This window comes from Hydrocarboniphaga sp. (assembly GCF_965279055.1).
GTDB lineage: Bacteria > Pseudomonadota > Gammaproteobacteria > Nevskiales > Nevskiaceae > Hydrocarboniphaga.
Genome location: NZ_OZ257125.1, coordinates 1,886,036 through 1,908,534 on the forward strand (window position 1 = coordinate 1,886,036; position 22,499 = coordinate 1,908,534).

General features: G+C 64.6%; 18 protein-coding genes. 12 read left to right on the forward strand and 6 right to left on the reverse strand.

The window, feature by feature from the left end; translation table 11 throughout:
- Nucleotides 1-22: 22 nt before the first annotated feature.
- The 3 genes from ACQZF9_RS08540 to ACQZF9_RS08550 all read right to left on the reverse strand — a co-directional run bounded on the left by ACQZF9_RS08540 (nucleotide 23) and on the right by ACQZF9_RS08550 (nucleotide 2,633).
- Nucleotides 23-604: a cytochrome b gene (locus ACQZF9_RS08540; RefSeq protein ID WP_428312812.1), complete on the reverse strand. Its 582-nt coding sequence runs from the start codon at nucleotides 602-604 to the stop codon at nucleotides 23-25.
- A gap of 683 nt (nucleotides 605-1,287) precedes the next feature.
- Nucleotides 1,288-1,986 carry a HupE/UreJ family protein gene (locus tag ACQZF9_RS08545; RefSeq protein WP_428312813.1) on the reverse strand — a complete coding sequence of 233 codons (699 nt, stop codon included), beginning with the start codon at nucleotides 1,984-1,986 and terminating at the stop codon, nucleotides 1,288-1,290.
- Between the two features lie 8 nt (nucleotides 1,987-1,994).
- Nucleotides 1,995-2,633 carry a hypothetical protein gene (locus tag ACQZF9_RS08550; protein ID WP_428312814.1) on the reverse strand — a complete coding sequence of 213 codons (639 nt, stop codon included), beginning with the start codon at nucleotides 2,631-2,633 and terminating at the stop codon, nucleotides 1,995-1,997.
- Between the two features lie 108 nt (nucleotides 2,634-2,741).
- Here ACQZF9_RS08550 and ACQZF9_RS08555 point away from each other — a divergent pair, with 108 nt between their 5' ends.
- From ACQZF9_RS08555 to ACQZF9_RS08595, 9 genes are all read left to right on the forward strand, one after another.
- Nucleotides 2,742-2,957: a hypothetical protein gene (locus tag ACQZF9_RS08555; RefSeq protein WP_428312815.1), complete on the forward strand. Its 216-nt coding sequence runs from the start codon at nucleotides 2,742-2,744 to the stop codon at nucleotides 2,955-2,957.
- A gap of 169 nt (nucleotides 2,958-3,126) precedes the next feature.
- Entirely contained in the window at nucleotides 3,127-5,334 is a 2,208-nt protein-coding gene (locus ACQZF9_RS08560) for a TonB-dependent receptor (RefSeq protein ID WP_428312816.1), read from the forward strand.
- A gap of 16 nt (nucleotides 5,335-5,350) precedes the next feature.
- On the forward strand, nucleotides 5,351-6,937 hold the full coding sequence (locus ACQZF9_RS08565; protein WP_428312817.1) for a PepSY domain-containing protein: 1,587 nt from the start codon (nucleotides 5,351-5,353) through the stop codon (nucleotides 6,935-6,937).
- A gap of 414 nt (nucleotides 6,938-7,351) precedes the next feature.
- Nucleotides 7,352-7,849: a DUF6644 family protein gene (locus ACQZF9_RS08570; RefSeq protein WP_428312818.1), complete on the forward strand. Its 498-nt coding sequence runs from the start codon at nucleotides 7,352-7,354 to the stop codon at nucleotides 7,847-7,849.
- Nucleotide 7,850: 1 nt separating this feature from the next.
- A complete protein-coding gene (locus ACQZF9_RS08575; protein ID WP_428312819.1) occupies nucleotides 7,851-8,339 on the forward strand; it encodes a DUF6644 family protein in 489 nt (162 codons plus the stop codon).
- Nucleotides 8,339-9,082: a c-type cytochrome gene (locus ACQZF9_RS08580; RefSeq protein WP_428312820.1), complete on the forward strand. Its 744-nt coding sequence runs from the start codon at nucleotides 8,339-8,341 to the stop codon at nucleotides 9,080-9,082. The genes ACQZF9_RS08575 and ACQZF9_RS08580 overlap by 1 nt, the downstream gene beginning before the upstream one ends.
- Complete coding sequence (locus tag ACQZF9_RS08585) at nucleotides 9,075-10,040, forward strand: peptidyl-prolyl cis-trans isomerase (protein WP_428312821.1); 966 nt, start codon at nucleotides 9,075-9,077, stop codon at nucleotides 10,038-10,040. The genes ACQZF9_RS08580 and ACQZF9_RS08585 overlap by 8 nt, the downstream gene beginning before the upstream one ends.
- Nucleotides 10,040-11,239, forward strand: coding sequence for a HupE/UreJ family protein (locus ACQZF9_RS08590; protein ID WP_428312822.1), 1,200 nt, complete (start codon nucleotides 10,040-10,042; stop codon nucleotides 11,237-11,239). Before ACQZF9_RS08585 ends, ACQZF9_RS08590 begins: the two co-directional genes overlap by 1 nt.
- 73 nt (nucleotides 11,240-11,312) lie before the next feature.
- Complete coding sequence (locus tag ACQZF9_RS08595) at nucleotides 11,313-13,400, forward strand: TonB-dependent receptor (RefSeq protein WP_428312823.1); 2,088 nt, start codon at nucleotides 11,313-11,315, stop codon at nucleotides 13,398-13,400.
- Nucleotides 13,401-13,579: 179 nt separating this feature from the next.
- On the opposite strand, the gene ACQZF9_RS08600 is transcribed toward ACQZF9_RS08595, so the two are convergent.
- From ACQZF9_RS08600 to ACQZF9_RS08610, 3 genes are read right to left on the reverse strand one after another with little or no spacing between them, the layout of a single operon-like run.
- Nucleotides 13,580-16,657 carry an efflux RND transporter permease subunit gene (locus ACQZF9_RS08600; RefSeq protein WP_428312824.1) on the reverse strand — a complete coding sequence of 1,026 codons (3,078 nt, stop codon included), beginning with the start codon at nucleotides 16,655-16,657 and terminating at the stop codon, nucleotides 13,580-13,582.
- On the reverse strand, nucleotides 16,654-17,787 hold the full coding sequence (locus ACQZF9_RS08605) for an efflux RND transporter periplasmic adaptor subunit (protein WP_428312825.1): 1,134 nt from the start codon (nucleotides 17,785-17,787) through the stop codon (nucleotides 16,654-16,656). The genes ACQZF9_RS08600 and ACQZF9_RS08605 overlap by 4 nt, the downstream gene beginning before the upstream one ends.
- Nucleotides 17,784-19,250, reverse strand: coding sequence for an efflux transporter outer membrane subunit (locus ACQZF9_RS08610; protein WP_428312826.1), 1,467 nt, complete (start codon nucleotides 19,248-19,250; stop codon nucleotides 17,784-17,786). Before ACQZF9_RS08610 ends, ACQZF9_RS08605 begins: the two co-directional genes overlap by 4 nt.
- A gap of 155 nt (nucleotides 19,251-19,405) precedes the next feature.
- Here ACQZF9_RS08610 and ACQZF9_RS08615 point away from each other — a divergent pair, with 155 nt between their 5' ends.
- From ACQZF9_RS08615 to ACQZF9_RS08625, 3 genes are all read left to right on the forward strand, one after another.
- A complete protein-coding gene (locus ACQZF9_RS08615) occupies nucleotides 19,406-20,107 on the forward strand; it encodes a response regulator (RefSeq protein ID WP_428312827.1) in 702 nt (233 codons plus the stop codon).
- Nucleotides 20,104-21,159: a HAMP domain-containing sensor histidine kinase gene (locus ACQZF9_RS08620; protein WP_428312828.1), complete on the forward strand. Its 1,056-nt coding sequence runs from the start codon at nucleotides 20,104-20,106 to the stop codon at nucleotides 21,157-21,159. Before ACQZF9_RS08615 ends, ACQZF9_RS08620 begins: the two co-directional genes overlap by 4 nt.
- 658 nt (nucleotides 21,160-21,817) lie before the next feature.
- Nucleotides 21,818-22,438, forward strand: coding sequence for a YceI family protein (locus ACQZF9_RS08625; RefSeq protein WP_428312829.1), 621 nt, complete (start codon nucleotides 21,818-21,820; stop codon nucleotides 22,436-22,438).
- Nucleotides 22,439-22,499 lie beyond the last annotated feature (61 nt).

A 22,499-nucleotide genomic window follows, 5' to 3' on the forward strand; every position in this document is an offset into this window, starting at 1 on the left:
TCCCCTTTTGTTTCGACCGGGCCTAAGTCTTGTTGCCTTGATCCAGCAAGCTGCGACGCGAAGACAGCATTCGTTTCAAAGTGGCGTCACCATGAAAGAAGTGATGCCATAGCGCGGCGCCCGAATGCAGCAGGATCACCGCCAGCAGCACGATCGCGGCATTGGTATGCGCGGACTGCAGGGTCTCGGCGAGATCGCGGTTCTTGGCCACGATTGCCGGCAACGGCAACAAACCCAGGAAGGAATCCTGCTTGCCGCTGGCCGATGTCTGAGCCCAGCCAAGCAGCGGAATCACGACGAGTGCGCCATAAAGTACGAGATGCGAAATCATCGCGGCCGAGCGCCGCCACAGGTTCGGATCGATGGCATTGCGATGCACGACCCATGGCGATATCAGCAGGCGTAGCCAGGTCACCGCGAACACCAGCAGTCCAGCGCTTCGATGCACGCTGAGCAAGGCCGTGCGGATACCGCGATCCTCGATCAATTCACGGCTCAGCACCGCGCTTGCCGCGATCAGTACCAGCGCCACGCTCACCCAATGGATCAGCACCACCCGATACGGAAGGGCCTGGTTGATTTCGACTCGCAGGGAGGAAGGCACGGCTAGTCGGCCTGGGTCGTTCGCGCAAGATCAAACCGGACTCCGGCGTGGCGTCCGGTATCGGTGCTTGCGGGGTAGGGCGTCGGCGCCGCTGCGTGCGCCTTTTCATGATCAGTCGGGGCGTGGGTGGGATCGGTCTTGACTGCAAACGGTGCGGTATCCGCCTCGCGCAGCCCACACGACGGCTCTAAGCCCGGTTCGGGTTTTCTGCTGGCGCCGCGCATGTTGTCTCCGATGTTCGGCCCATGGGGACGGGCTGGTACACCGGGGCGCGCAACATGGGCGCCATTTCCTGTGCCTCAGGCTAACTGGCTGTATAAGATGGAGTTCGTCGGCGTTAGCCTGAAATTTCTGGGTTGCGAACTACACGCAATTTTGCGTAGCCCGCAAGCGCTGCTGACAAAATTTGCAGAGTCGCAGCTCGGCACCCGATTGGCGCCGACGGCACATCGATGCTGGCAGTGGCGATCTCGCGATAGCGGTTGCTACCGCCGGATGCTGACGAGCCGGTTGGCGGCGGTGATGGGCGCTCGATCCGGGACCGTCCGGGCCGCGAAGCGGGTTCGCTGGCGTCGGCACACGAGCCGGGATTAGCAATCAAGCGGGCGCAGCCGATCGGCTTGCTCAACGACCAGCGCGGAATCCCGGGAATCGTCGCTTACACCTTTAGGGTGCGCCGGAGGCTAGGAATGCAGTACCCGATTCGCGGCGATGAAGTATCCCGCGATCTGATACCCGAACAGCACGAAGCCGGCGCTCATGATGATCACGTTGACCGCATAGGCACCGTGCTGGAAAGAGCGGCTACGGCGCCAAAGCTGGAATGCCAGCAGAATGAACGTCAGCGCGAGGATCTGGCCGAGTTCGACGCCGACGTTGAAAGACACGATGTTGCCGAGCAGTCCGTCGCGAGACAGCTCGAGCTCCTGCAGCTTGGTCGACAGGCCGAAGCCGTGCGCGAAGCCGAACAGCAGCACCGCCACGCGACTGTTGATGTTCAGCCCCATGCGCTTGAATGCGCCGATGTTCTCCAGCGCCTTGTAGACCACCGACAGACCAATGATGGCGTCCACGAGGTAGGCATTGGCGTGCACCCCGCCGAGCACGCCCAGCAGCAGCGTCGTGCTGTGACCGATGGCGAATAGCGTGGCATAGGTGGCCACGTCCCTGAGCCGGTGCAGAAAGAACATGACACCTGCCAGAAACAGCAGGTGATCGTAGCCCGTGACCATGTGCTTGGCGCCGAGGTACATCAGCGGAAACACGTGTACGCCGCGGAGGCTTTGCAGGTAGCTGGCGTCTCCCTGGGCCACGCCGTGAGCCAGGGCCAGGCCCGGAACCGCCAGCGATATCGCGGCGAGGGCGCTGACGCCGCGGGCCATTCGCGGGCTCACCTGATCCTCCCGTAATCCTTGATCTCCTTGTAGTAGCCGGTAACGGTCAGCTCGATCGTCACGTCACGATCCGAGATGTTGACCCAGTACCAGCCGTGCTCGCCACTGAAGGGGGCGACCAGAGAACCGTTGCCCGCATGTCCGGACATCTGCTCTTCGTAGCGCACGAACGAGTCGCCGGCATCGGGCTCGTGGCCGTGATAGTCGGTGTAGATGTCGGCATCGGACTTCCAGGAAAACAGGATGACCTGCGCCGCATCGAGCACCGCCTTGATTTCCGTCTCGCCGCCGACCGGCAGCTTGATCTGCATCGTGCGGGTCTGCGGCGGCTCGGGCTTGATCTGTGAGACCGCGGGGTTGGGCAGGGGCAGGGGCTGATCGCTCGCCGCAACCGGCGCCTGTCGATAGTGGTCGTTGCCGCCGATGACGTCCTGCATCACCAGCGGGCGCGACGGATTGCTCATCGCCGTCAGCCCCATCTTCTTGCCCAGGCCAGTGGCATCGACGCCGTACTGCGCCGGCAATACGAACAGCAGCAGCACCAGCGCCGCCACGGCCACTGCGATCGCGATGCTGGCCAGAAGCCTGCGCGCAGACGGCGGCGCGGTCTCGAACGGAGAAGCAGGATGGTTCATGGCAGTTTTTTTCCTCGTTGCATCTGAGTGCCGGGAACAAGGGCGAATCGGCGTGCGCGAGCGGCATTACGCAGTTTCCGCGGGTCAAGCGAAAACCTGAGCCGATCGATGCACAAGATCGGGATCCTTGGCTCCCGTCACAAAAACATGCGCATGCGCGCGAGCGAAATTCACGATTCCGGCGGCGTCGATGATAAAGCAGATGTGCAGCCGTATCGCGTTATTTACCCGATTAACACGCTGCTTAACGTTTCCGAACACTGGCTCGATACGTTGCCGGAATCGGTAACGTGGCTGGGTACCGTAAATAACCTGACCCGCTGAAAATTTTTAGGGATAGTCCCGTCGCCGCGCGATAGTCGCCGGTGTTGTGCACGAGAGAGATGAAGCGATTGCACGCAAGGGCCCGGTCTTCGCCTGGCCCTGGTTTCGCGGTCGCCAACGACGGTCACCGAAGCTCGACCATCCCCATAAATAATTAAGAAGAACGCACATGAACCGATTCAGTCGATTGTTTGCCAGCTTGCTGCTGATGAGCAGCGCCTCTGCACTAGCCCAGGCCATCGCCGCCAATGACACGCAGGCCACGCAGCTCGACGCGATCATGGTCACCGGCACCAGGCAAGCGAGCGATAGTCTGGCCCTGGACGAGGTCAACGAAACCGGCTCGCGCCTCGGCCTCGAATTGCGCGAGCTGCCGGCCAGCGTCTCCGTCGTCACGCAGGAGACCATGCAGCTTGCCGGGGCGCGCACCGCCCTGGAGGCGATCGAATCCGCGGTCGGCATGACCGGCGGCATCGGCTCGGGTTCGATTCCCAGTTACGTCACGCGGGGCTTCACCGGCAACGACATCACCGTGATGCGCGATGGCATCCGCCAGAACACCTCGTCGCAGTCGTCGCGGCCGCTCGACAGTTTCCTTTTCGATCGCATCGAGGTGCTCAAGGGGCCGGCTTCGCTGATGTACGGCGAAGGCGCGGTCGGCGGCGCGGTGAATTACGTGTCGAAGCAGGCCAGCGACAGGTTCGGTGGCGAGGCGCGTTTCAGCGCCGGTGCCTGGGACAACTATGGCCTTGCGGTCGGCGCCGGAGGGCCCACGTCGATCGACAAGCTCACGTTCCGTGCCGATGTCTCGCGGCGGCACGAGGGCGGCTACGTCGATCGCAGCGGTGCCCAGTACGACGCCGTCGGTGGTGAACTGCGCTGGCAGGCGACGCCGGATACCGACTTCCGGCTGTCGTCCACGATTCTCGAAGACGATTCCGACAGCTACTACGGCACGCCCGTGGTCTACGACGCGGTGATCGACCAGAACGGTGAGCAGGCGGTGCGCCGCGCCAATACCGCGACCGATACGCTCGTCAACGCGCGCATTGCGCCGGGCACGCGCCGGCTCAACTACAACAACTTCGACAACTTCGCCATCGGCCGCAACAGTTTCACGCGACTGATCACGGAGTCGAGGCTGTCGCCGGCCTGGAGCCTGCGCAACGAAACCTATGCCGCGACCCAGCGGCTCGACTGGCGCAATACCGAAAGCACGGTCTGGAACCCGAGCACGCAGATGGTGGATCGCGCAAGCTTCCTGCTGATCTATCGCAATGACCTGCAGCTCGGCAATCGCACCGACCTGCGCTGGTACGGCCGCCTGTTCGGCCGCGCCAACCGGTTTCTGATCGGCGCCCTGTACGACGACAATGACCAGGATCGCAACAGCGGCCAGCCGAATGTGCCGGCGTCGCCGACGCCGGCCAGCGTGACGCTGACCGACTTCAATCCCGGCTATGGGCCGCAGGTGCGTTCGGCCAAGACGGTCAACGTGGTCACGCGCACGACCGCGGTATACGTCGAAGACGTGATCGACCTCGTGCGCGATTTCAAGCTGATCGGCGGCCTGCGCTACGACGCGATCGACGTCGATCGCAAGTCCTACATCGGCGCCGCGCCCTATTCGAAGACCTACGAGCCGCTGACCGGCCGTATCGGCGCGGTCTACACGCTGCTGCCGCAGGTCAACGTCTACGCGAGCTACAGCTACGCCGCGCAGCCGGTCTCGCAGCTGGTGAGCCTGACCGCTGCGCAGGACGAATTCAGTTTGCAGAAGGGGCGGCAGATCGAAGCCGGCCTGAAGGCCAGCCTGTTCGGCGGCCGCAGCGACATGACGCTGGCGCTGTTCGACATCGAGAAGAAGGACCTGCTGACCTCGGAGCTGGTCGACGGCGTTCGCATCAATTCGCAGATCGGCGCGCAGGTGTCGCAGGGTGCGGAGTTCGAACTGGCGATGCGTCCGGCAACCGGCTGGAGCGTGGATACCCAGGTGGCCTGGACCTGGACCGCGGAGTTCAAGGACTTCAACGAGAATCTTGGCACCGGCGTGGTTTCGCGCGACGGCAACACGCCGCCCAATGTGCCGAAAATCGTCGCGGGTCTGTCGATCATGCGCGAGTGGGACGTCTGGCGGGCACGCGCCTCCGTACGGCACGTCGGCGAGCGCGAGGCCAACAACAACAACGGCATCCAGCTCGATGCCTACACGACCGTGGAGGCGAGCCTGACGCGCCGCTGGAACAAGATCAGTGCCACGCTGCGTGGCCGCAATCTCACCGACGAAGACTACGTGCTGTCGGCGGCGGGCGGCGGCCTGATGCAGCGTTTTGCCGATCCGCGCAGTGCCGAGCTGGGCGTCGAGTACGAGTTCTAAGGCTCGGAGCTCAGGCATGAAATGGAAACGCCCGCTGTTCATCGCGCATCGCTGGGCCGGCATCGTGCTCTGCGCGTTCTTCGTGCTGTGGTTCGTCAGCGGCATTTTCATGATGTATGTCGAGTTCCCGCAGCTGACGCGCGGTGAGCGGCTTGCCGCCTTGCCGGCGCTGGATTTCTCGACGGCCAGGCTCTCGCCCGCGCAGGCCCTGGCGACGCTGCGCGCCGGCGACTTCGGCACCGTCGGCACCCCGTCGCGCAATCTGGCGAACGAGGTCGCGAACCCGGCAGCCGCGGTGGGCGAGGTCGGCGGTATCCGTCTGGCGATGCTGCTGGGCAGGCCGCAGTACATCGTGCAGCCACGCGGCTCCGCGCAACCGCGCGCGGTGTTCGCCGACGACGGCAGACTGCTGCCGACGGTCGATGCGGATACGGCGCTGAAGATCGCCGGTGATTTTGCCCGACGCGCGTTTGCGGGCAGGGCCGTGTCGCCGCAGCTCGTCGAGACCGTGCAGACCGATCAGTGGAGTGTGTCGAGCGGGCTCAACGCGCATCGTCCCTTGCATCGGATCGCACTCGACGACGCTGACGGCACCGAGCTCTACGTGTCCTCCAGCACCGGCGAAGTGGTGCGCGACAGCCGGCGCCAGGAGCGCCTCCTGAATTATGCGGCCGCAGTTACCCACTGGCTGTATCCGACCGTGATCCGTCGCTATCCCGAAGCCTGGGCCTGGATGGTCGACATCCTGTCGGGAGCCGGTGCGGCGCTGGCCGTGAGCGGCATCTGGATCGGCCTGCTGCGCTGGAAACGCCGGCCCAAGCCGGGCAAGTCGTCGATCCCTTATCGCGGCCTGATGCGCTGGCATCACATCACCGGCCTGGCGTTTGGCCTGTTCGCGCTGACCTGGGTGTTCAGCGGCCTGCTGTCGATGAATCCCGGCAAGATCAATCCGCCGCGTTCACCAACGGCGGCGCAAAGGCTGGTGTACAGCGGCAAGGCGCTGACACCGGGAGATTTCGCGGTTCCCAGCTTCGTCGGCGTCGATGCGATCGAGGCGGAGCTGATGCACTACGACAGCCGGCCGTACTACCTCGTCACACTGCGCGACGGCCGCACGCAGTTGCGGCCCGCGGATGGCGGAGCCGGTCCGCCGGCTGCCACTGCCGAAGCGATGCTGATGCGCGCGGCGCAATTGATGCCTCACGCCCATTTATCGAGCGCACGCGTGATGGAGCGCTACGACGATTACTACTTCGCGCGGCATCCCGAGAACGCAAGCAAACCCTTGCCGGTGATCCGCGTCGAGTTCGACGACGCCGAACACACCTGGTTTCACCTGAATCCCGCGAGCGGCCAGATCATCGAACGCAGTACCCGCGTCAACCGGGTGTATCGCTGGCTCTACAACGGCCTGCATTCCTTCGACCTGCTGTGGCTGTGGGAACGCCGGCCGCTGTGGGATATCGTCGTGATCACGTTTTCCTTAGGCGGAATCGCGTTGTCGCTGATCGGGTTCGTGGCCGGCGTGAAGCGCTTGCGCATCGATCTGGGCCTGGCGCCGCGCAGCCGGTATCGCCATTCCTTCGATCCCAGGCGCGGCTAGCCGGCGACCGGCATCCACGCCGGTGTTTCCTCCTGACGACCAGTCGACTGCTTGCCGCTCTTATCGACGCAGGGGATGCGATCGATTTTGTCGTCCGGCGCGGCGGTATGGTTTTTTTTCCAGCCGATAACGATGCCGTAACCCGGCCGGTGTTCTGGCGTGGCACGTTCGGATGAATCCAGCTGGCGCTGGTGCGCGACACGGTTGTTCCGCTGGGAAAATCATTACATTTCTTTGCACCCACGCGTTAACAACGGCGTTAACAGGCGGTAACTTCGGCGCAGAAAAGGGGCAGCGTAAAGAACCGTAAATTACGTTTCGACCCCGTATTGCGGTGGCTAGTCTGCAGTCCGGATCCAGAGCGCGAGGAGCGCTATCGCGATCCGCATCGCTCACTAAAATACCGAGGACACCATGTCACTTGAGAGCATTTCCGGCTGGTTGGCGACGACGCCGGCGAGTCTGACGTTTCAGACCATTACGTGGGTGATTCCCACGGTGCAGACGCTGCATATCCTGGCGATTGCCGTGGTGATTTCCGCGATCCTGATGATGGACCTGCGGGTGCTGGGTCTGGCGATGTCGGGCCAGCCGACGGCGGCGGTGGCGCATCGTTTCCTGCCGTGGGTGTGGTGCACGGTGGTCGTGCTGCTGATCTCGGGTGCGATCCTGATTGTCGCCGAGCCGGGCCGTTCGCTGCCGAACTCGACGTTCCAGCTCAAGATGGTCCTGCTGATTGCCGTGCTGCTGGTGACGGCGGTGTTCCAGCAGGGGCTGCGCCGCGATCCGCTGTTCTGGGAACGCAACGCCGCGCTTCGCCTCGGCGGGCGGCTGCTCGCCGTGGTGTCGCTGTTCCTGTGGGTCGGCATCGTCTTCGCCGGCCGCTGGATCGCCTACAGCATGGAGGGCTGACATGTCCCTTCAATCCCTTTTCACTGCGCTGGAAAACTCCAGCCTGGGCACGGCGGTGCGCGAGAGCACGATCCTGTTCCCGGCGATCGAATGCCTGCATGTGCTGATGATCGCGGTCATGGTCGGCACGATTGCGATCGTCGATCTGCGCCTGCTCGGCATCGCCTCACGCACGCGCTCGGTGAGCGAACTGCTGGACGAGGTGCTGCCGTTCACGCGCGGCGCCTTCGTCGGCGCGCTCATCACCGGCGGGCTGCTGTTTGCCTCGCACGCAAGCGACTACATAGGCAAGTGGCCGTTCCAGGCCAAGATGGCGCTGCTGCTGCTGGCGATGATCAACATCGTGGTGTTCCACCGCATCTTCGGACGCGACGTCGCCAGCCTCGACCAGGGCCAGCGGCCGCCGTTGTCGGTCCGGCTCAGCGGCGGCCTGTCGCTGGCGCTGTGGATCGGGGTCGTCGCCACCGGTCGCTGGATCGGCTTTGTCTGATGAAGGCCGCTCCGAAGATGCTCTCGCGGAGCGCGCTCTACCTGTGCGTGGCGCTGCTGGTGATGACGAGCTTCGGCATCTGGATGGTTCGCCATATCCGGAATGCGCAGCTGGAGCGTGCGCTGCTGCAGGCTTCGCAGGCGCAGATACTCGATGATCCGGCGCTGCGGCTTTTCGTCGCGCAGCGCGCGCCGGGGCTGTACGCGCAACACTGCGCCGCCTGCCACGGCCCGCATTTCGATGGGGATAGGGGCAAGGGCGCGCCGAACCTCAAGGACGAGGTCTGGCTGTACGGCAGCGGCTCGATCGCCGATATCGAGAGCACGATCCTCTACGGCATCCGTTCCGGCCACCCGCGCGCCCACAATATCTCGGAGATGCCGGCCTTCGGCCGCAGCGGTCGCTTCACCAAGCAGGATGTCGCCGACACCGTCGAGTACCTGCTGGCGATGAGCAAGCAGCCGCATGACGAGCAGGGCGCCAGCCGCGGCCAGGCGCTGTATTTCGGCGCCGGCAATTGCTACGACTGTCATGCCTCCGATGGCTACGGCGTATCCGACTACGGTACGCCGCCGCTGAATGGTCGCGGCGGCAACTGGCTTTATGGCGGTGACCGCGCCGCCTTGTACCAGTCCATCTATGACGGCCGTCGTGCGCTGTGTCCTGCCTGGATCGGGCAACTCGACTTTGTCCAAATCCGCACGCTGGCGGTTTACCTCCATGAGATCTCGCATCATGAATAGTCCCGCGACGCGTCCCGGCGAAGCTTCGGCTGACTCCAATACGTTCTTCGATTTCTCGCGTGCGGACAGTCGTCGCTCCTTCACGCTGCTGGCGATCGGTGCGGTGCTGGGGCTGGGCATTGCCGGCTATGGACTGTTTACCGCCAAGGGCACGTCCACGCGTGGACTGCCGCCCGAAGACATCGCCTTGGTCAACCAGAAACCGATCTACCGCAGCGACTTCATCATCCAGGTCCAAACCCAGTTCTCCATACCGTTCGATCAGACCACGCCGGAGCAGCGCGCCCGAGTGCTCAAGGATATGGTCGACGAGGAACTGATGGTGCAGCGCGGCGTGGAAGTGGATCTGCCCGGCTACGATCCGGATGTACGCACAGCCCTGGTCAACGGCGTGGAACTGCAGATGTTCGCCGACGTGCTCGCCAAGCAGCCGACCGAGGAAGAACTGAAGGCCTACTACGCGCAGCATCGCGAGCAGTATTCGAGCGTCGGCGTCATGCAGCTGCGCGATCTGATTCTGAACTTCAAAGACGCCGAGACCAGCGACCAGAAGCTGCAGCGGGCCAGTGCCATCGTGGACAAGCTGCGCAAGGGCGCGGTGCCGGACGATGCGTTCCTGAACGCCAATGGCTTGCAGGATTCCAGGCGACTGATGCAGGGCAATCAGATCGACGTCGGCGACATCTTCGACTTCGCGGCCGCCGCCAATCTGGATCCCAAGGTCTATGCCGCGGCGGAAAAACTGGGTGCCGGCGAAGTATCCGACCCGGTCAGCGATGCCGAAGGCCTGCACATCGTCTACATGAAGCACCGACGGAAAGCGCAGGGGCTGGACTTCGATGCGGTGCGCCTGCGCGTGTGGAGCGACATCAAGACCGAGGCGGAACAGAAGACCCGCAACGCAACGCTCGGCTACCTGCGGAGCAAGGCCGATATCATCACGGCCGGAGACTACTGATGTCGCGGAGAGTCAGCTGGCGCGGCATGTCGTGCGCCCTGCTGCTGCTCGGTAGCGGTGTCGCGCAGGCACACGTCAAGAGCGAATCGCACAGCGTCTGGCGCGTCAGCGGCGATGAAGTCAGTCTCGAATACAGCGTGCCGCTGACGGAAACCATACGCCTGGCCGAAACCCCAGGCGTGCAGCCGCCGGATTCGCTGCTGCTGGATTATTTCTCCAGGCACATCGCCGTCAGTGCCAAGGCCGGCGACTGCAAGGTCGACAAGCCGCGCGCGGTGCGGGCGACCGACCAGTTTCGTCGCTTCGAGTTCACGTTCCGCTGTCCCGGGCCCGACGGCATCGAGCTGCACGCTTCCGCATTCTTCGACCTGATCGCCTCGCATGTGAATCTGGCGCAGATCGACAAAGCCGATGGCCGCTTCGTCGAGCAGATGTTCACGCAGGACAGGCAGACGCTGGAACTCGAAGGTGAAGGCGAGGGCCTGGAAAACGCCGGCTTCTTCGAATACGTGCACATGGGGCTGATGCACATCTTTACCGGCGTGGACCACATGTCCTTCCTGCTGGGGCTGGTACTGATCTCGCGCCGCACCCGCGACCTGGTCTTCGTCATCACCGGCTTCACGATCGGCCACAGCGTGACGCTGGCGCTGGCGGTGACCGGCATCCTGCGGCCGCATGCCGAGTTCATCGACGCCCTGGTTGCGCTGACCATCGCGCTGATCGGGGCCGAGAATATCGCGGTATCCACGCGCCTGCCGGGCCGGGTGGCGCTGGCGTCGGGCGGTTTCCTGCTGGCGATGATTCTCGCCAAGCTTGCGGGCTTCGGCACGCTGCCGACGCTGCTGCTGCTGGGCTCGGCGCTGTTTACCGTCAACTACCTGATGATTTCAGGCCATCTGCGCGACGCGGGCCGTCTGCGTCTGGTCGTCACGATGGTGTTCGGCCTGATCCATGGCTTCGGCTTCGCAGCCGGTTTACTCGAGTTCCAGATGCCGAAGGACCGGCTGGCCGAGCTGCTGGTCGGGTTCAATCTCGGCGTCGAGATCGGCCAGCTCACGGTCGTCTTCGTGCTGCTCGCGCTGGTGGAAGTGCTGCGCCGTTTCAGCCTTGCGCTGCCGCGTCCCATCGTCGTCGATGGCGTCGCCGCGGCCCTGGTCGCTCTCGGCCTGTACTGGTTCATTGGCCGGAGTTTTTAAGCGCCGTCGGGCCGTCGACCAATCGAATTCAGTGGAGATGCAGGCCTCAACCGTTTTCTAGAGGAGAAACACCATGTACAGCAAACTGCTCCGCAGCGAAGCCTCGCTGCGGGCGAGGGGGATGTTTTGCCCGGCGCTGGTGATAGTGGCACTGGGCAGCGGTGCGGCGTACGCGGAAGACGCGCCGGTCGTCGTCGCGGACAACGGCCAGTCGACGACTGCCACGACCGAGCTGGACGAGATCGTGGTATTCGGCCGGGCCGAAAAACTCGTCGGTACCGCGGCCGCCGCAAGCGAAGGCACCGTCGGCGGAGCCGATCTGTCCGTGAGACCGACGCTGCGCGTGGCCGAACTGCTGGAAGCGGTGCCCGGACTCATCGCCGCCCAGCATTCCGGCAGCGGCAAGGCCAATCAGTATTTCCTGCGCGGCTTCAATCTCGATCACGGCACCGACTTCACTGCCTACGTCGACGACATGCCATGGAATCTGCGCACCCATGGCCACGGTCAAGGCTATCTGGATGTCAACGGCCTGATTCCGGAAACCGTGCAGCGCATCGACTATCGCAAGGGCCCGTATCGCGCCGACATCGGCGATTTTGCGCTGGCCGGTGCTTCGTTTCTCAGTACGGTCGACAGCCTCCCGCAATCGTTCGCTGCCGCCGAAGTGGGCGAGTACGGCTGGCGCCGCGTGGTCGGAGGAGGCAGCCAGGACGTCGGCGATGGCACGCTCACCGTGGTTGGTCAATGGAAGACGTACGATGGTCCCTGGCAGCTGTCGGAAGCCCTGAACCACGAATCGATCTGGAGCAAGTACGTTCAGAACACGGACCTGGGTCTGCTCAAGATCTCGCTGTCGGGCTATCACGGCGATTGGCACCCGACCGAGCAGATTCCGGACGATTCCGTCGGCACCGAGGCCTGCGCCGACGTCTACTGCGATCTGGATCCGAGTGCCCACGGCCGCACCGATCGCTGGATCGCCACCGCCAACCTGATCGGCGAAGACTGGCGCGCGACGCTGTACGGGCAGTACTACAACTGGCGCATGTCGTCCGACTCCACCTACGACTACCAGATCGATCAGTTCGATCAACGCGCTACCGCCGGCGGCCGTTACGAGCACAGCTTCGCGTTCGGCGATGCGGTCGAGCTCAAGGCCGGCACCGAGTTCCGCTACGACGACATCGGCAAGGTCGGCGTCGACCACACCCAGGACGGCGTCTTCGTCGAGAACATATCGGACAACAGCGTCGACGAGTCGTCGCTGGGCCTGTATGCCGAGGCGACCTGGAAGCCGGTCCAGGGCCTGCGCCTGATGGCCGGCCTGCGCGGTGACTACTACGACTTCGACGTCACCGCGCGCTCCGACTCGGAAGACAATGCGCAGGGGCACACCCGCGACGATCGCGTGTCGCCCAAGTTCGGTGTCGCCTACAGCCTGACCGAGCACGTCGAGGTCTACGGCAACTGGGGCGAAGGCTTCCACTCCAACGACGCGCGCGGCGTGCTCAACAAGGAAACGCCGATCGACGGCCTGTCCAAGGGCACTGGCTACGAGGCCGGCGCGCGCTACGAGCGCGGCAGCCTGACTTTGTCGGCGGCGTACTGGTGGCTGGATCTGTCGAGCGAGCTGATCTTCGTCGGTGATTCCAACTCGGTGGAACCGCGCGGTGGGTCCGAGCGCCACGGCCTCGAACTGGTGAGCTTCTGGCGGCCGCTGCCCTGGCTGGGCATCGACGCGGTGTACACCGCCAGTCACGCCCGTTACGACACCGTGCAGGACGACCCCGACTCCGGCAGTGGGCGCTACATCGAAGGCGCGATCGAGAGCGCCGGCGAACTCGGCGTGTCCGCCGTCTCCGGAAACTGGGAACTGAGCGGGCGGCTGCGCTACATGGGGCCGTATCCGCTGGTGCCGAGCGACAGCGAACGGGCCGGCGCGGAGACGGTTCTGAATCTGCGCGGCGCCTACAAGATCGAGCACTTCACGTTCTACGCCGAACTGCTCAACGCGCTGGATCACGATGGCAAGGACATCGAGTACTACTATCAGACCTATGTTCCGGGCGTCAGCGCTCCGGGCACGCAGCAGGCCACCACGCTCAGTCGCGCCGACGAGCCGCGCACGGTTCGCGCCGGTATCAAATACGCGTTCTGAGGCTTAGCAGAAAAGCCGCCGCTCGAACTCGAAAATGACGGCTGCGGTCACCACGACAGCAAAGAGGGCGAAGACCTGGCCCGCAGCGGGCCAGGTCCAGGCTGGCGACGGCGAGGCGTTCACGAAACGCCGATGAGCGCCGCATCAGCGGCCTGATCGGCGCCCGTGGATCGAGAAGCTCAATGTATTCCCGCGTCGTCGCGATGCTGGAGGCCGAACAGGCGGGTCAGCCGCTGTCGCAACCAGCGTTCAAAGTCGTCGACATAGGTGAAGACGACGGGTATCACCACCAGGCTCAGCAGCGTCGAGGTGATCAGGCCGCCGATCACGACGATCGACATCGGCTGGCGAAAGCTCGGGTCCGCACCGACGCCCAGCGCATTCGGCAGCATGCCGGCGCCCATCGCGATGGTCGTCATCAGGATCGGCTGCGCGCGTTTGTGGCAGGCGTCGAGGACCGCGTCGAGGCGACTCAGGCCGCGGTCATGCCGCGCGACGATGGCGTATTCCACCAGCAGGATCGAGTTCTTGGTGACGATGCCCATCAGCATCAGCAGGCCGATCACCGAGGGCATCGAGAAACTCATGCCGGTCACCAGCAACGCGAACAGCGCGCCGCCAAGCGACAGCGGCAGGGCGCACAGAATCGTCGCCGGCTGCAGGAAATCGTGGAACAGCAGCACCAGAACCGCATAGACGCAGAAGATGCCGATCGCCATCGCCAGCCCGAAGCTCTGGAACAGTTCGGTCATGTTCTGCAGATCGCCGCGCTGCACGGTATGCACGCCACTCGGCAGTTGCTTCATCGCCGGCATTTGCATGACTTCGCGGTTGACGTCGCCGATCGCCCGGCCGTTGAGCTCCACCGTCAGCGCGACGTTGCGCTCGCGATCGATGCGGTCGATCTGGGCCGGGCCGCTGCCCATGCGCAGTTCGCCGACCGATGCGATATTCACCGTGCCCTTGCTGCCGCTGACGCGCAGCTGGCCTATCGTCGAGATGTCGTAGCGCTGGGCCGGATCGACGCGCACCCGCAAGGGTATCTGCCGCTCCGGCAGGTTCATTTTCGGCAATGCGCTGGAGTAGTCGCCGTAGGTGCCGACGCGAATCGCGTCGGCGACGTCGCCGGCGGTGATGCCGAGCCAGGCCAGACGCGCCGAGTCCGGGACGAACTGCACTTCCGGCTGTTGCAAGGCGGCGCTCGAGGTGATGTTGCCGACGCCCTGCAGGCCCCGCAGCTGCGATTCGATCGCCTGGGCGGCCGATTCCAGCGCGGCGGCATCGTTTCCGGCGAGCGTGATCTGCAGTTGCTCGCCGCTCATACCGCTGCCGACGGAGACGCGTACGCCCGGCAGTTCGCTCAAGGCCAGGCGCATCTCCTGTTCGACCTGATACTGTTTCTTGTCGCGGTCGCCGCGCGGCACCAGGTCCACGGTCAGCGTGGAGTTGCGCACGCTGCTACTGTCGCCGCCGCTGTCCGAGCCGCTGCTGCCGACCGCGACGAACACGCTTTTCACCTCCGGCATCAGCCGGATCCGCCGCTCGGCCTGCAGGCTCAGCTGCCGGGTCTGCTCGACGGTACTGCCCGGCGGCAATTCCAGCGAGACGCTGGTCGAGGCGGTGTCCTGCGTCGGGAAGAAGGCAATCTTCAACTGGCTTCCCAGTGCCAACGACACGATGAAGAACGCCAGAGCCGCCAGCACGGTACGCCGGCGGTGCCGAAGACTGGCGCGCGCCCATCCGAGATAGCGCGTCATCAGGGCGCTGTCCGCCTTCTGCTGCCGGTGCGGACGCAGCAGATAAGCGGCCATCATCGGCGTCAGCAGCCGGGCGACCAGCAGCGAGATGAGCACCGCGACGCAGGTGGTCACCGCGAACTGGCGGAAGAACAGGCCGGCAACGCCACTCATGAAGGCGACCGGCAAAAAGATCGCGACCAGCGTGAATGTCGTGGCGACCACCGCCAGGCCGATCTCGTCGGCGGCTTCCGTCGCCGCCTGCAGCGGCTTCTTGCCCATCAGCAAGTGACGCTCGATGTTCTCGATCTCGACGATCGCGTCGTCGACGAGAACGCCGATGACCAGCGACAGCGCCAGCAGCGTGATCGTGTTCAGGGTGTAGCCGCACAGGTACATCACGCCGAAAGTCGGGATGATCGCCAGCGGCAGCGCCGCCGCGGAAATCAGCGTGGCACGCCAGTCGCGCAGGAACCACCAGACCACGAGTACCGTGAGCAACGCGCCCTCGAGCAGCATTTCCATCGACCCTTGGTAATTCTCTTCGATGGAGTCGACGCCGTTGCTGGCCTCTTCGATGTGGACTTCGGGATGTGCCGCGATGAACGTCTTCATCGCGGCGCGCACATCGCGTAGCACCGTGATGTCCGAGTTGCCCTGGGCGCGAGCCAGCTTGACGGCCACCACCGGTTTGCCATCGCGGTAGGCGTAGGTCGTGCGCTCGGTGGGGCCGTCGGTCACGCGTGCGATCTGGTCGAGGCGCACATGGCGTCCGTCGCCGACGGCAATGCTCAGCGCCGCGAGTTGGTCGGCGGATTCGACGCTGGCCAGCGTGCGCGAGGATTGCTGCTGGCCGCCGATGTCGGCGCGTCCGCCGGAGCGCTCGCGCTGCACGCTCTCGAGTTGCGCGGAGACCTGTTTGGCGGTCAGGCCGAGGCCGGCCATCAGGGCCGGATCGAGATCGATCAATACCTCGCGCTCGACGCCGCCGTAGCGCGTTACCGAGTAGACGCCCTTGACGGCCAGCAGTGCCTTGCTGAAGGTGTCGTCGACGAACCAGGACAGATCCTGCTCGTCCAGCGTGTCCGAACTCGTGGTGTAGATCGCGAGCGTCGAGCTGCCGATTTCACTCTTCGCGACGGTCGGATCGTTCATCTCGCTGGGCAGGTCGGCGCGCGCGCTGTCGACGGCGTTACGGACTTCGCTGAGGGCGGCCTGCGGGTTCTTTTCGAGCTTGAAACTGACGCTGATGCTGACCGAGCCGTCGGTGATCGTCGTCGTCACGTGATCGAGCAGGGTCAGCGAGGTCAGCTTGTCCTCGATCTTGCGCGCGACCTCGTTTTCGAGCTGCGATGGCGCCGCGCCTTCGAGCGCGGCACTGATCAGGATCGTGGGCAGATCGGTGTCGCTGAATTTCTGCACCTGCAGCTTGTTGAAGCCGATCAGGCCGAACACGGTCAGCAGGATGAAACACAGCACCGCCGGTACCGGGCGCCGGATCGACCAGGCGGAAATGTTCATGACTTCTTTTCGCTGGCGTCGACGGTGACCACCTTGACGGTTGCGCCTTCGGTCAGGAACGCGCCGCCGCTGGCGACGACGCGCGCGCCGGCATCGAGGCCGGACACGACGTCGACGCTGCCACCCTGCCTGCGACCCGTGACGATGGTGCGCCGCGTGACGCTCGCACCATCGTCCTTGAGCACGAAGACATCGATGCGGCCATCCCGGATCACCAGTGCCGATTCGGGCACGGTGAGCGCCTCCTGCATACCGGTCTCGATCGTGCCGCTCGCATATGTGCCCGGCTGCGCGCCGCTGCCGTTGGGCAGGCTGACGTAGACGATGGCGCGGCCGGTTGCGGTCGACAGCGTCGGCGAAGCAAGGCGGACCTTGCCATCGATCTTGCGGCCGCCCGGCAGCGCGACCGTGGTGCGTTGACCTTCGTGCACCTGCGGCAACTGCTGCGAGTCGACTTCGGCCTGCCACTCGACGCGGCTCTGCCGCACCAGCCGGAACAGTTCGCTGCCGGGCGACACCACATTGCCAAGCAGCGCGGAGCGCGACGAGATGATGCCGTCGTCGACCGCTTCCAGGCGCGTCTGGCGCAGCGTGATGCGAGCGCTCTGCAGTGCCGCTTGCGCCGAGGCCAGCTGCGCACGCCGCGTCGCTTCCGTGCTTTCGTACTGGTCGATCTGCTGGCTCGACAGCGAGCCGGCGTCGGCCACGGTCTTCGCCCGCCCCAGATCGGCCTGGGCCTGACGCAGCGCGGCCTGCGCTTCGGCGACCGCGGCTTCCTGCTTCTGCACATCGGCCTTTGCGCTGTCGTCCGCAAGCCGCGCCAGCAGATCACCGCGATGCACGACCGCCCCCACGTCGGCATTGAGTTCGACGATGCGCAGGCTGCCGGTTTCGGCACTGATGATGGCCTCCTGCCAGGCAGCGACCGCGCCGTCGGCGTGGATGATCTGCGGCCAGGTCTCGCGGCGCGGCGACACCAGGTTCACGGTCAGGGCCACGGTCGCGGCCGGCTCGGCTTGCGCAGGCGCCTGCGGCCGCCAGAGCACGGCGACTACGAGCAGCAGCACGGCCGCGATACCGAGCGCGATCACGGTCTTGCGTCGTCGCTGCAGTGCGGGGAAGCCCTTCATGATTTCGCTCCTTGAGATGCTGCCTGTCCGGCGGGTGCGGTCTCCACCGCTGCGCGGTCGCTGTGCCAGCCGCCGCCAAGTGCCTTGTACAGCGCAATCCAGTAACGCACGCGGTCGCGTTGCAGCTCGATCAGCGAAACCTCGGCCGAGATCGCCGAGCGTCGCGCGACTTCCACGGTCAGCAGGCTGTCGAAGCCGGCGCGCCAGTTGCCCTCGACGGCGCTCGCGTACCGACGGTACTGCTCGGCAGCGGTGCGCGCGTCGCCGCTGCGCTGCGCCGCGCCGTCGAGGTCCACCAGCGCCTGCTCCACTTCACGCACCGCCGCGCGTACCGCGCCGCGGTGGCGGGCGAGCTGCTGTTCGTAGGTCGCGGCGGCGGAGTCGACCGCGGCGCGCCGCTTGCCGGCATCGAACAGCGGCACCGACAGGCTGGGGCCGAACGACCAGCCGGTGGTCGGCGAGGCAAGGTTGGATGCCGAGACCGAGATCGAACCGCTCAATGAAAAGCTCGGATAGCGATCGGCGAGCGCGACCGCGATTTGCGCATAGTCGGCGGCCAGCGTGCGCTCCGTCGAGCTGAGGTCCGGGCGTTGCCGCACGAGATCGGCCGGCACGCTGTCGACCGTGAACTGTGCGGGTTCCGGCAGGGCCGGCGCGCCGGCGCGATCGAGCATGGTCCGAAGACGGGCTTCGTCCATGCCGGTCACCTCGACCAGCGACTTGACCAGCCGCTCGCAGCTGGCGCGCTGCGCCGTGGCGGTCGAGGCGGCGCTGGCCGCGCTGGCGTCGGCGAGATAGGCATCGGTGCGTGCGCTGAGGCCGGCGGCCGCGGACAGGCGTGTCGATTGCGCTGTCTGCTGCTGCGAAGTGGTTTGCGCCTCGTAGGCTGCCTGCAGCTGCCGGCAGGCGCGGTACTGAACGTAATCATCGGCGACTTCCGCGGCCAGGGACACGCGCGCGTCGTGCCAGCTGTCGATGCTGGCCTCGACACTGGCACGCGCCGCGGAGCGGCCGTTGCGCAACTTGCCGAACAGATCGATTTCCCAGGACGCATCGAGACCGCCGCTGCGCGACGTACTGATCACGCTGTCCTGAGTCGCGGCATCGCTGACCTTGCTGCGCGTCAGCGAAGCGCTCGCATCGACCGACGGCCACAGACCGGCTTCATTCGACGCCAGGGTCGCGCGTGCCGACCGGATCGCCGCCGCCGCCTGGGTCAGCGTCGGGCTGTCGGCTTCGGCGGCTTGTATCAGCTCGGCCACCGCCGGATCGTTGAATCGCTTCCACCAGTCGACCAGCTCGGACGCGCTGCCGTCGTGCGGACGATCCGCCTGCCACGGCCCGACGCTTTCCGGTTGCGGCGCCCTGTAGGCGGGTTGCAAGGCACATCCTGCGGCCACCAGCATCGTCGCCAGCACGAAGGTGGTTACTCTGATTGCCCGCTTGCTGGATTCGCCCACCATGCTCCGTTCCCAAGTCGACAGGAGTACATCCTAGAGGGCGCCTCCAGTTCGCGGTGGTAAAGGGGGGTAAAGGTGGGTAAAAGTCGGCACGGCAGGCCTTTCTTAAAGCCGCGAGGTGGCGATACTAGGGACAGATGAACATTGAATCGCCAACGATGACAAAGGTGCTTCTGGTCGACGATGATCCGGAGCTGACGGATATGCTCGCCCGCTATCTCGCCAACGAGGGCTTCGCCGCCGAGGTCGCGCACGATGGTGAAACCGGCGTGCGTCGCGCGCTTGAACATCCGTTTGCGATCGTCGTGCTCGACGTCATGATGCCGGGTCTTACCGGGATCGAGGCCTTGCGTCGCATCCGCGCCGTCAGCCAGGTGCCGATCGTGATGTTGACGGCGCGCGGCGATAACATCGATCGAATCGTCGGCCTCAATATGGGCGCTGACGACTACGTACCCAAGCCCTGCACACCAGGCGAGCTGGTGGCGCGTTTGCGTGCGATCCTGAGACGCAGTGCGGGAACGCACAACGAAGACGCGATGAAGGCAGCCGTGGTCCGGGTCGGCCCGCTGGAGTTGTCGTCCGCCAGTCGGCGGGCGCTTTGGCAGGGTGTGCCGCTGGAACTGACCGGTACCGAATTCGGCCTGCTGGACGTGCTGGCCCGCCATGCCGGGGGACTGATCAGCAAGGACGAGATCTCGCGGCTGGTGTTCGGCAAGCCGCTCGCGCGGTTCGATCGTCGTATCGACGTGCACATCAGCAGCATTCGCCAGAAGCTGGGACGTCGCGAAGACGGCCAGCCGTGGATCAAGAGCGTGCGCGGCCTCGGCTATCAGTTGCTGGCGGATCCGCACACATGAAGTGGCCCGCCGGACGGCTGTTCTGGAAGATATTCGCCGCTTTCTGCAGCGCGATGCTGCTGTTCTTCCTGTTCGGCGTCGGCGTCATTTCGCTGAGCGGCGTCTCGACGCCCCAAACCGACCCTTCCTGGCTCAAGCTGGTGCCGTTCTTCTCCGGCGCCGTGGTCGCCCTGCTGTTCGGCTTCGCGATGGCCTGGTACATGGCGCGCCCTCTGCATCTGCTCAGCCGTGGCCTGCGTGAAGCCGCGGCAGCGCGTTTCGACATGCGCCTCGCTCCGCTGCTCGGCAGCCGCCGCGACGAAATCGCCGATCTGGCGCAGGATTTCGACAGCATGGCATCGCAGCTGCAGCAGGCGCTCGCGCAGCAGCGCCGCCTGTTTCACGACATCTCCCATGAGTTGCGTTCACCGCTGGCGCGCATACAGGCCGCGATCGGACTGTACGAGCAAAACCCGAAAGAAGCGCCCGCCCTGCTTGAGCGCATAAGCCGCGAGGCGAGCCGGCTCAACGCCTTGATCGAAGAGTTGTTGACCTTGCATAAGCTGGAAAACGGCGTAACCGGCGGTCCGCGGGAACGCATCGATGTGCTCGAACTGCTCAATGCCATCGCCGAGGATGCCGCGTTCGAGGCCAATGTGCTCGGCTCCGCCGTCGTGCTGCATGCGGAGGGCAGCTTCGTCACCGAAATCGATGGCGAGCTGATCTATCGCGCGCTCGAGAACGTCGTACGCAACGCGATCAAGTACACCAGGCCCGGGACCAGCGTCGAGATCGACGCCCGCATCGTCGTCCAAGCCGGCGATCGAGAGACACGGCAACGGCTGGAGGTTCGCGTCAGCGACCGCGGTCCCGGTGTGCCGATCGAACAATGCGAAGCCATATTCGAGCCCTTCCGTCGCATCGAATCGACATCGCGCGATATGACGGCGGGCCTTGGCCTGGGGCTGGCCATCGCACGCCACGCGATCGTGCTGCACGGCGGCCTGATTCAGGCCGAACCGCGCGCCGAGGGCGGACTCAGCGTCTCGATCAGCTTGCCGATGTCGGCCTGAAGAGGCCGGCGAGCAGGGTTGTACCGACGGTCGTGCTGGCAGCCGCGAACCAGCTTTGAAGTGGCGGCGGGCGGGCACGGCGGAATGTTGCTTGAACCCGAGCGTCCGTCCTTCCCAGTCCATTTCTATTGCCATCGCAGCGGATGCGTCGAGTCGGAGAGTGCGGACGCCCGCAGCCAGGATTTGTCGTTTTTTTGTTTTGACACCAAAGTCAATTATGGATCACTTGATTAAATGAATCAGTTAGTCATAATGACACTATAGTACAATACAGGTGCAGGCGATCGCCCCGGCAGAGGTCGAGCTGGAGTGCTGCAGCCTCCACCAAATAATTATTGAATGGTTGGAGTGAGAGCGAGATGCGAAACATGGCAGTCGCGAAATATCGCGCGCCGAGCTATCCAAGAGAAGCAGGTGTGCTTCACGGATCAGCCGTCTCAGCGCCGGCTCCACCCTCTACCACGGCCGTCGTTGGGATCGACATTCGCGACTCCGAGCCGCGATCGGGCTATCCGCAAAACTGTATGGAGCACGGCCCTTGGCCCGGAGCCGGCGGATGGGTAGCTGATGCGTTCACCAGTTCAGATTCGGTTGGTTCTTCAAGGAGATCATCGTTATGAAGATGTCAAAAAATGTAGCTTGCGCCGTAGGACTGTTGGTGGCGAGTTCCGCTGCATTCGCGGCACCCGAGATCTACACGATCGAGCCGGGTCATACCTATCCCAGCTTCGAGGTGTCCCATCGCGGCATTTCTTACTGGCGGGGCAAGTTCGACAAGACCAGCGGCAAGATCTGGCTGGATCGAGAGAAGGAGACCGGGAAACTCGACATCACGATCGATACCAGCACCGCGAACTTCGGCCTGCCGGTCATGGACAAGAAAGCAAGGAACGAAGAGTGGTTCGACGTCGAGAAGTATCCGACGGCGACCTACAAGTCCGATTCGATCACGTTCAAGAAGGGCAAGCCCGTGTCGGTCAACGGCTTGCTGACGCTGCGCGGCGTGACCAAGCCGGTGAAGCTGGACATCCTCGAGTTCACCTGCATGCAGAATCCGATGTTCAAGCGCGAGGTTTGTGGCGGCGATGCGCGCGCCGAATTCGATCGTCGCGACTTCGGAATGAATGCCGACGTCTTCAACAACAACGGCACCGTGCGCCTTCAGATTCAGGTGGAAGCCTTGAAGGGCGACACGCTGCCGCCGATGCCACCGATGCCGGGCGGCCCCGGTGGCCCTGCGGATGCGCATGCTCCGGGTGCCCCTGCCGCTCCGAATTGATCGGGCCCTCGCGACAAAAATTGAAAAAGGCCCGATCCGTGCGCGAGCCGGATCGTGTCGA

What these genes read in the sequence shown, in the direction of transcription:
- ACQZF9_RS08615 (WP_428312827.1), top strand. Translation starts at nt 19,406, where the DNA reads ATGACAAAGGTGCTTCTGGTCGACGATGATCCGGAGCTGACGGATATG.
- ACQZF9_RS08605 (WP_428312825.1), bottom strand. Translation starts at nt 17,787, where the DNA reads ATGAAGGGCTTCCCCGCACTGCAGCGACGACGCAAGACCGTGATCGCG.
- ACQZF9_RS08600 (WP_428312824.1), bottom strand. Translation starts at nt 16,657, where the DNA reads ATGAACATTTCCGCCTGGTCGATCCGGCGCCCGGTACCGGCGGTGCTG.
- ACQZF9_RS08565 (WP_428312817.1), top strand. Translation starts at nt 5,351, where the DNA reads ATGAAATGGAAACGCCCGCTGTTCATCGCGCATCGCTGGGCCGGCATC.
- ACQZF9_RS08570 (WP_428312818.1), top strand. Translation starts at nt 7,352, where the DNA reads ATGTCACTTGAGAGCATTTCCGGCTGGTTGGCGACGACGCCGGCGAGT.
- ACQZF9_RS08610 (WP_428312826.1), bottom strand. Translation starts at nt 19,250, where the DNA reads ATGGTGGGCGAATCCAGCAAGCGGGCAATCAGAGTAACCACCTTCGTG.
- ACQZF9_RS08620 (WP_428312828.1), top strand. Translation starts at nt 20,104, where the DNA reads ATGAAGTGGCCCGCCGGACGGCTGTTCTGGAAGATATTCGCCGCTTTC.
- ACQZF9_RS08575 (WP_428312819.1), top strand. Translation starts at nt 7,851, where the DNA reads ATGTCCCTTCAATCCCTTTTCACTGCGCTGGAAAACTCCAGCCTGGGC.
- ACQZF9_RS08545 (WP_428312813.1), bottom strand. Translation starts at nt 1,986, where the DNA reads ATGGCCCGCGGCGTCAGCGCCCTCGCCGCGATATCGCTGGCGGTTCCG.
- ACQZF9_RS08580 (WP_428312820.1), top strand. Translation starts at nt 8,339, where the DNA reads ATGAAGGCCGCTCCGAAGATGCTCTCGCGGAGCGCGCTCTACCTGTGC.
- ACQZF9_RS08585 (WP_428312821.1), top strand. Translation starts at nt 9,075, where the DNA reads ATGAATAGTCCCGCGACGCGTCCCGGCGAAGCTTCGGCTGACTCCAAT.
- ACQZF9_RS08555 (WP_428312815.1), top strand. Translation starts at nt 2,742, where the DNA reads ATGCACAAGATCGGGATCCTTGGCTCCCGTCACAAAAACATGCGCATG.
- ACQZF9_RS08590 (WP_428312822.1), top strand. Translation starts at nt 10,040, where the DNA reads ATGTCGCGGAGAGTCAGCTGGCGCGGCATGTCGTGCGCCCTGCTGCTG.
- ACQZF9_RS08560 (WP_428312816.1), top strand. Translation starts at nt 3,127, where the DNA reads ATGAACCGATTCAGTCGATTGTTTGCCAGCTTGCTGCTGATGAGCAGC.
- ACQZF9_RS08595 (WP_428312823.1), top strand. Translation starts at nt 11,313, where the DNA reads ATGTACAGCAAACTGCTCCGCAGCGAAGCCTCGCTGCGGGCGAGGGGG.
- ACQZF9_RS08550 (WP_428312814.1), bottom strand. Translation starts at nt 2,633, where the DNA reads ATGAACCATCCTGCTTCTCCGTTCGAGACCGCGCCGCCGTCTGCGCGC.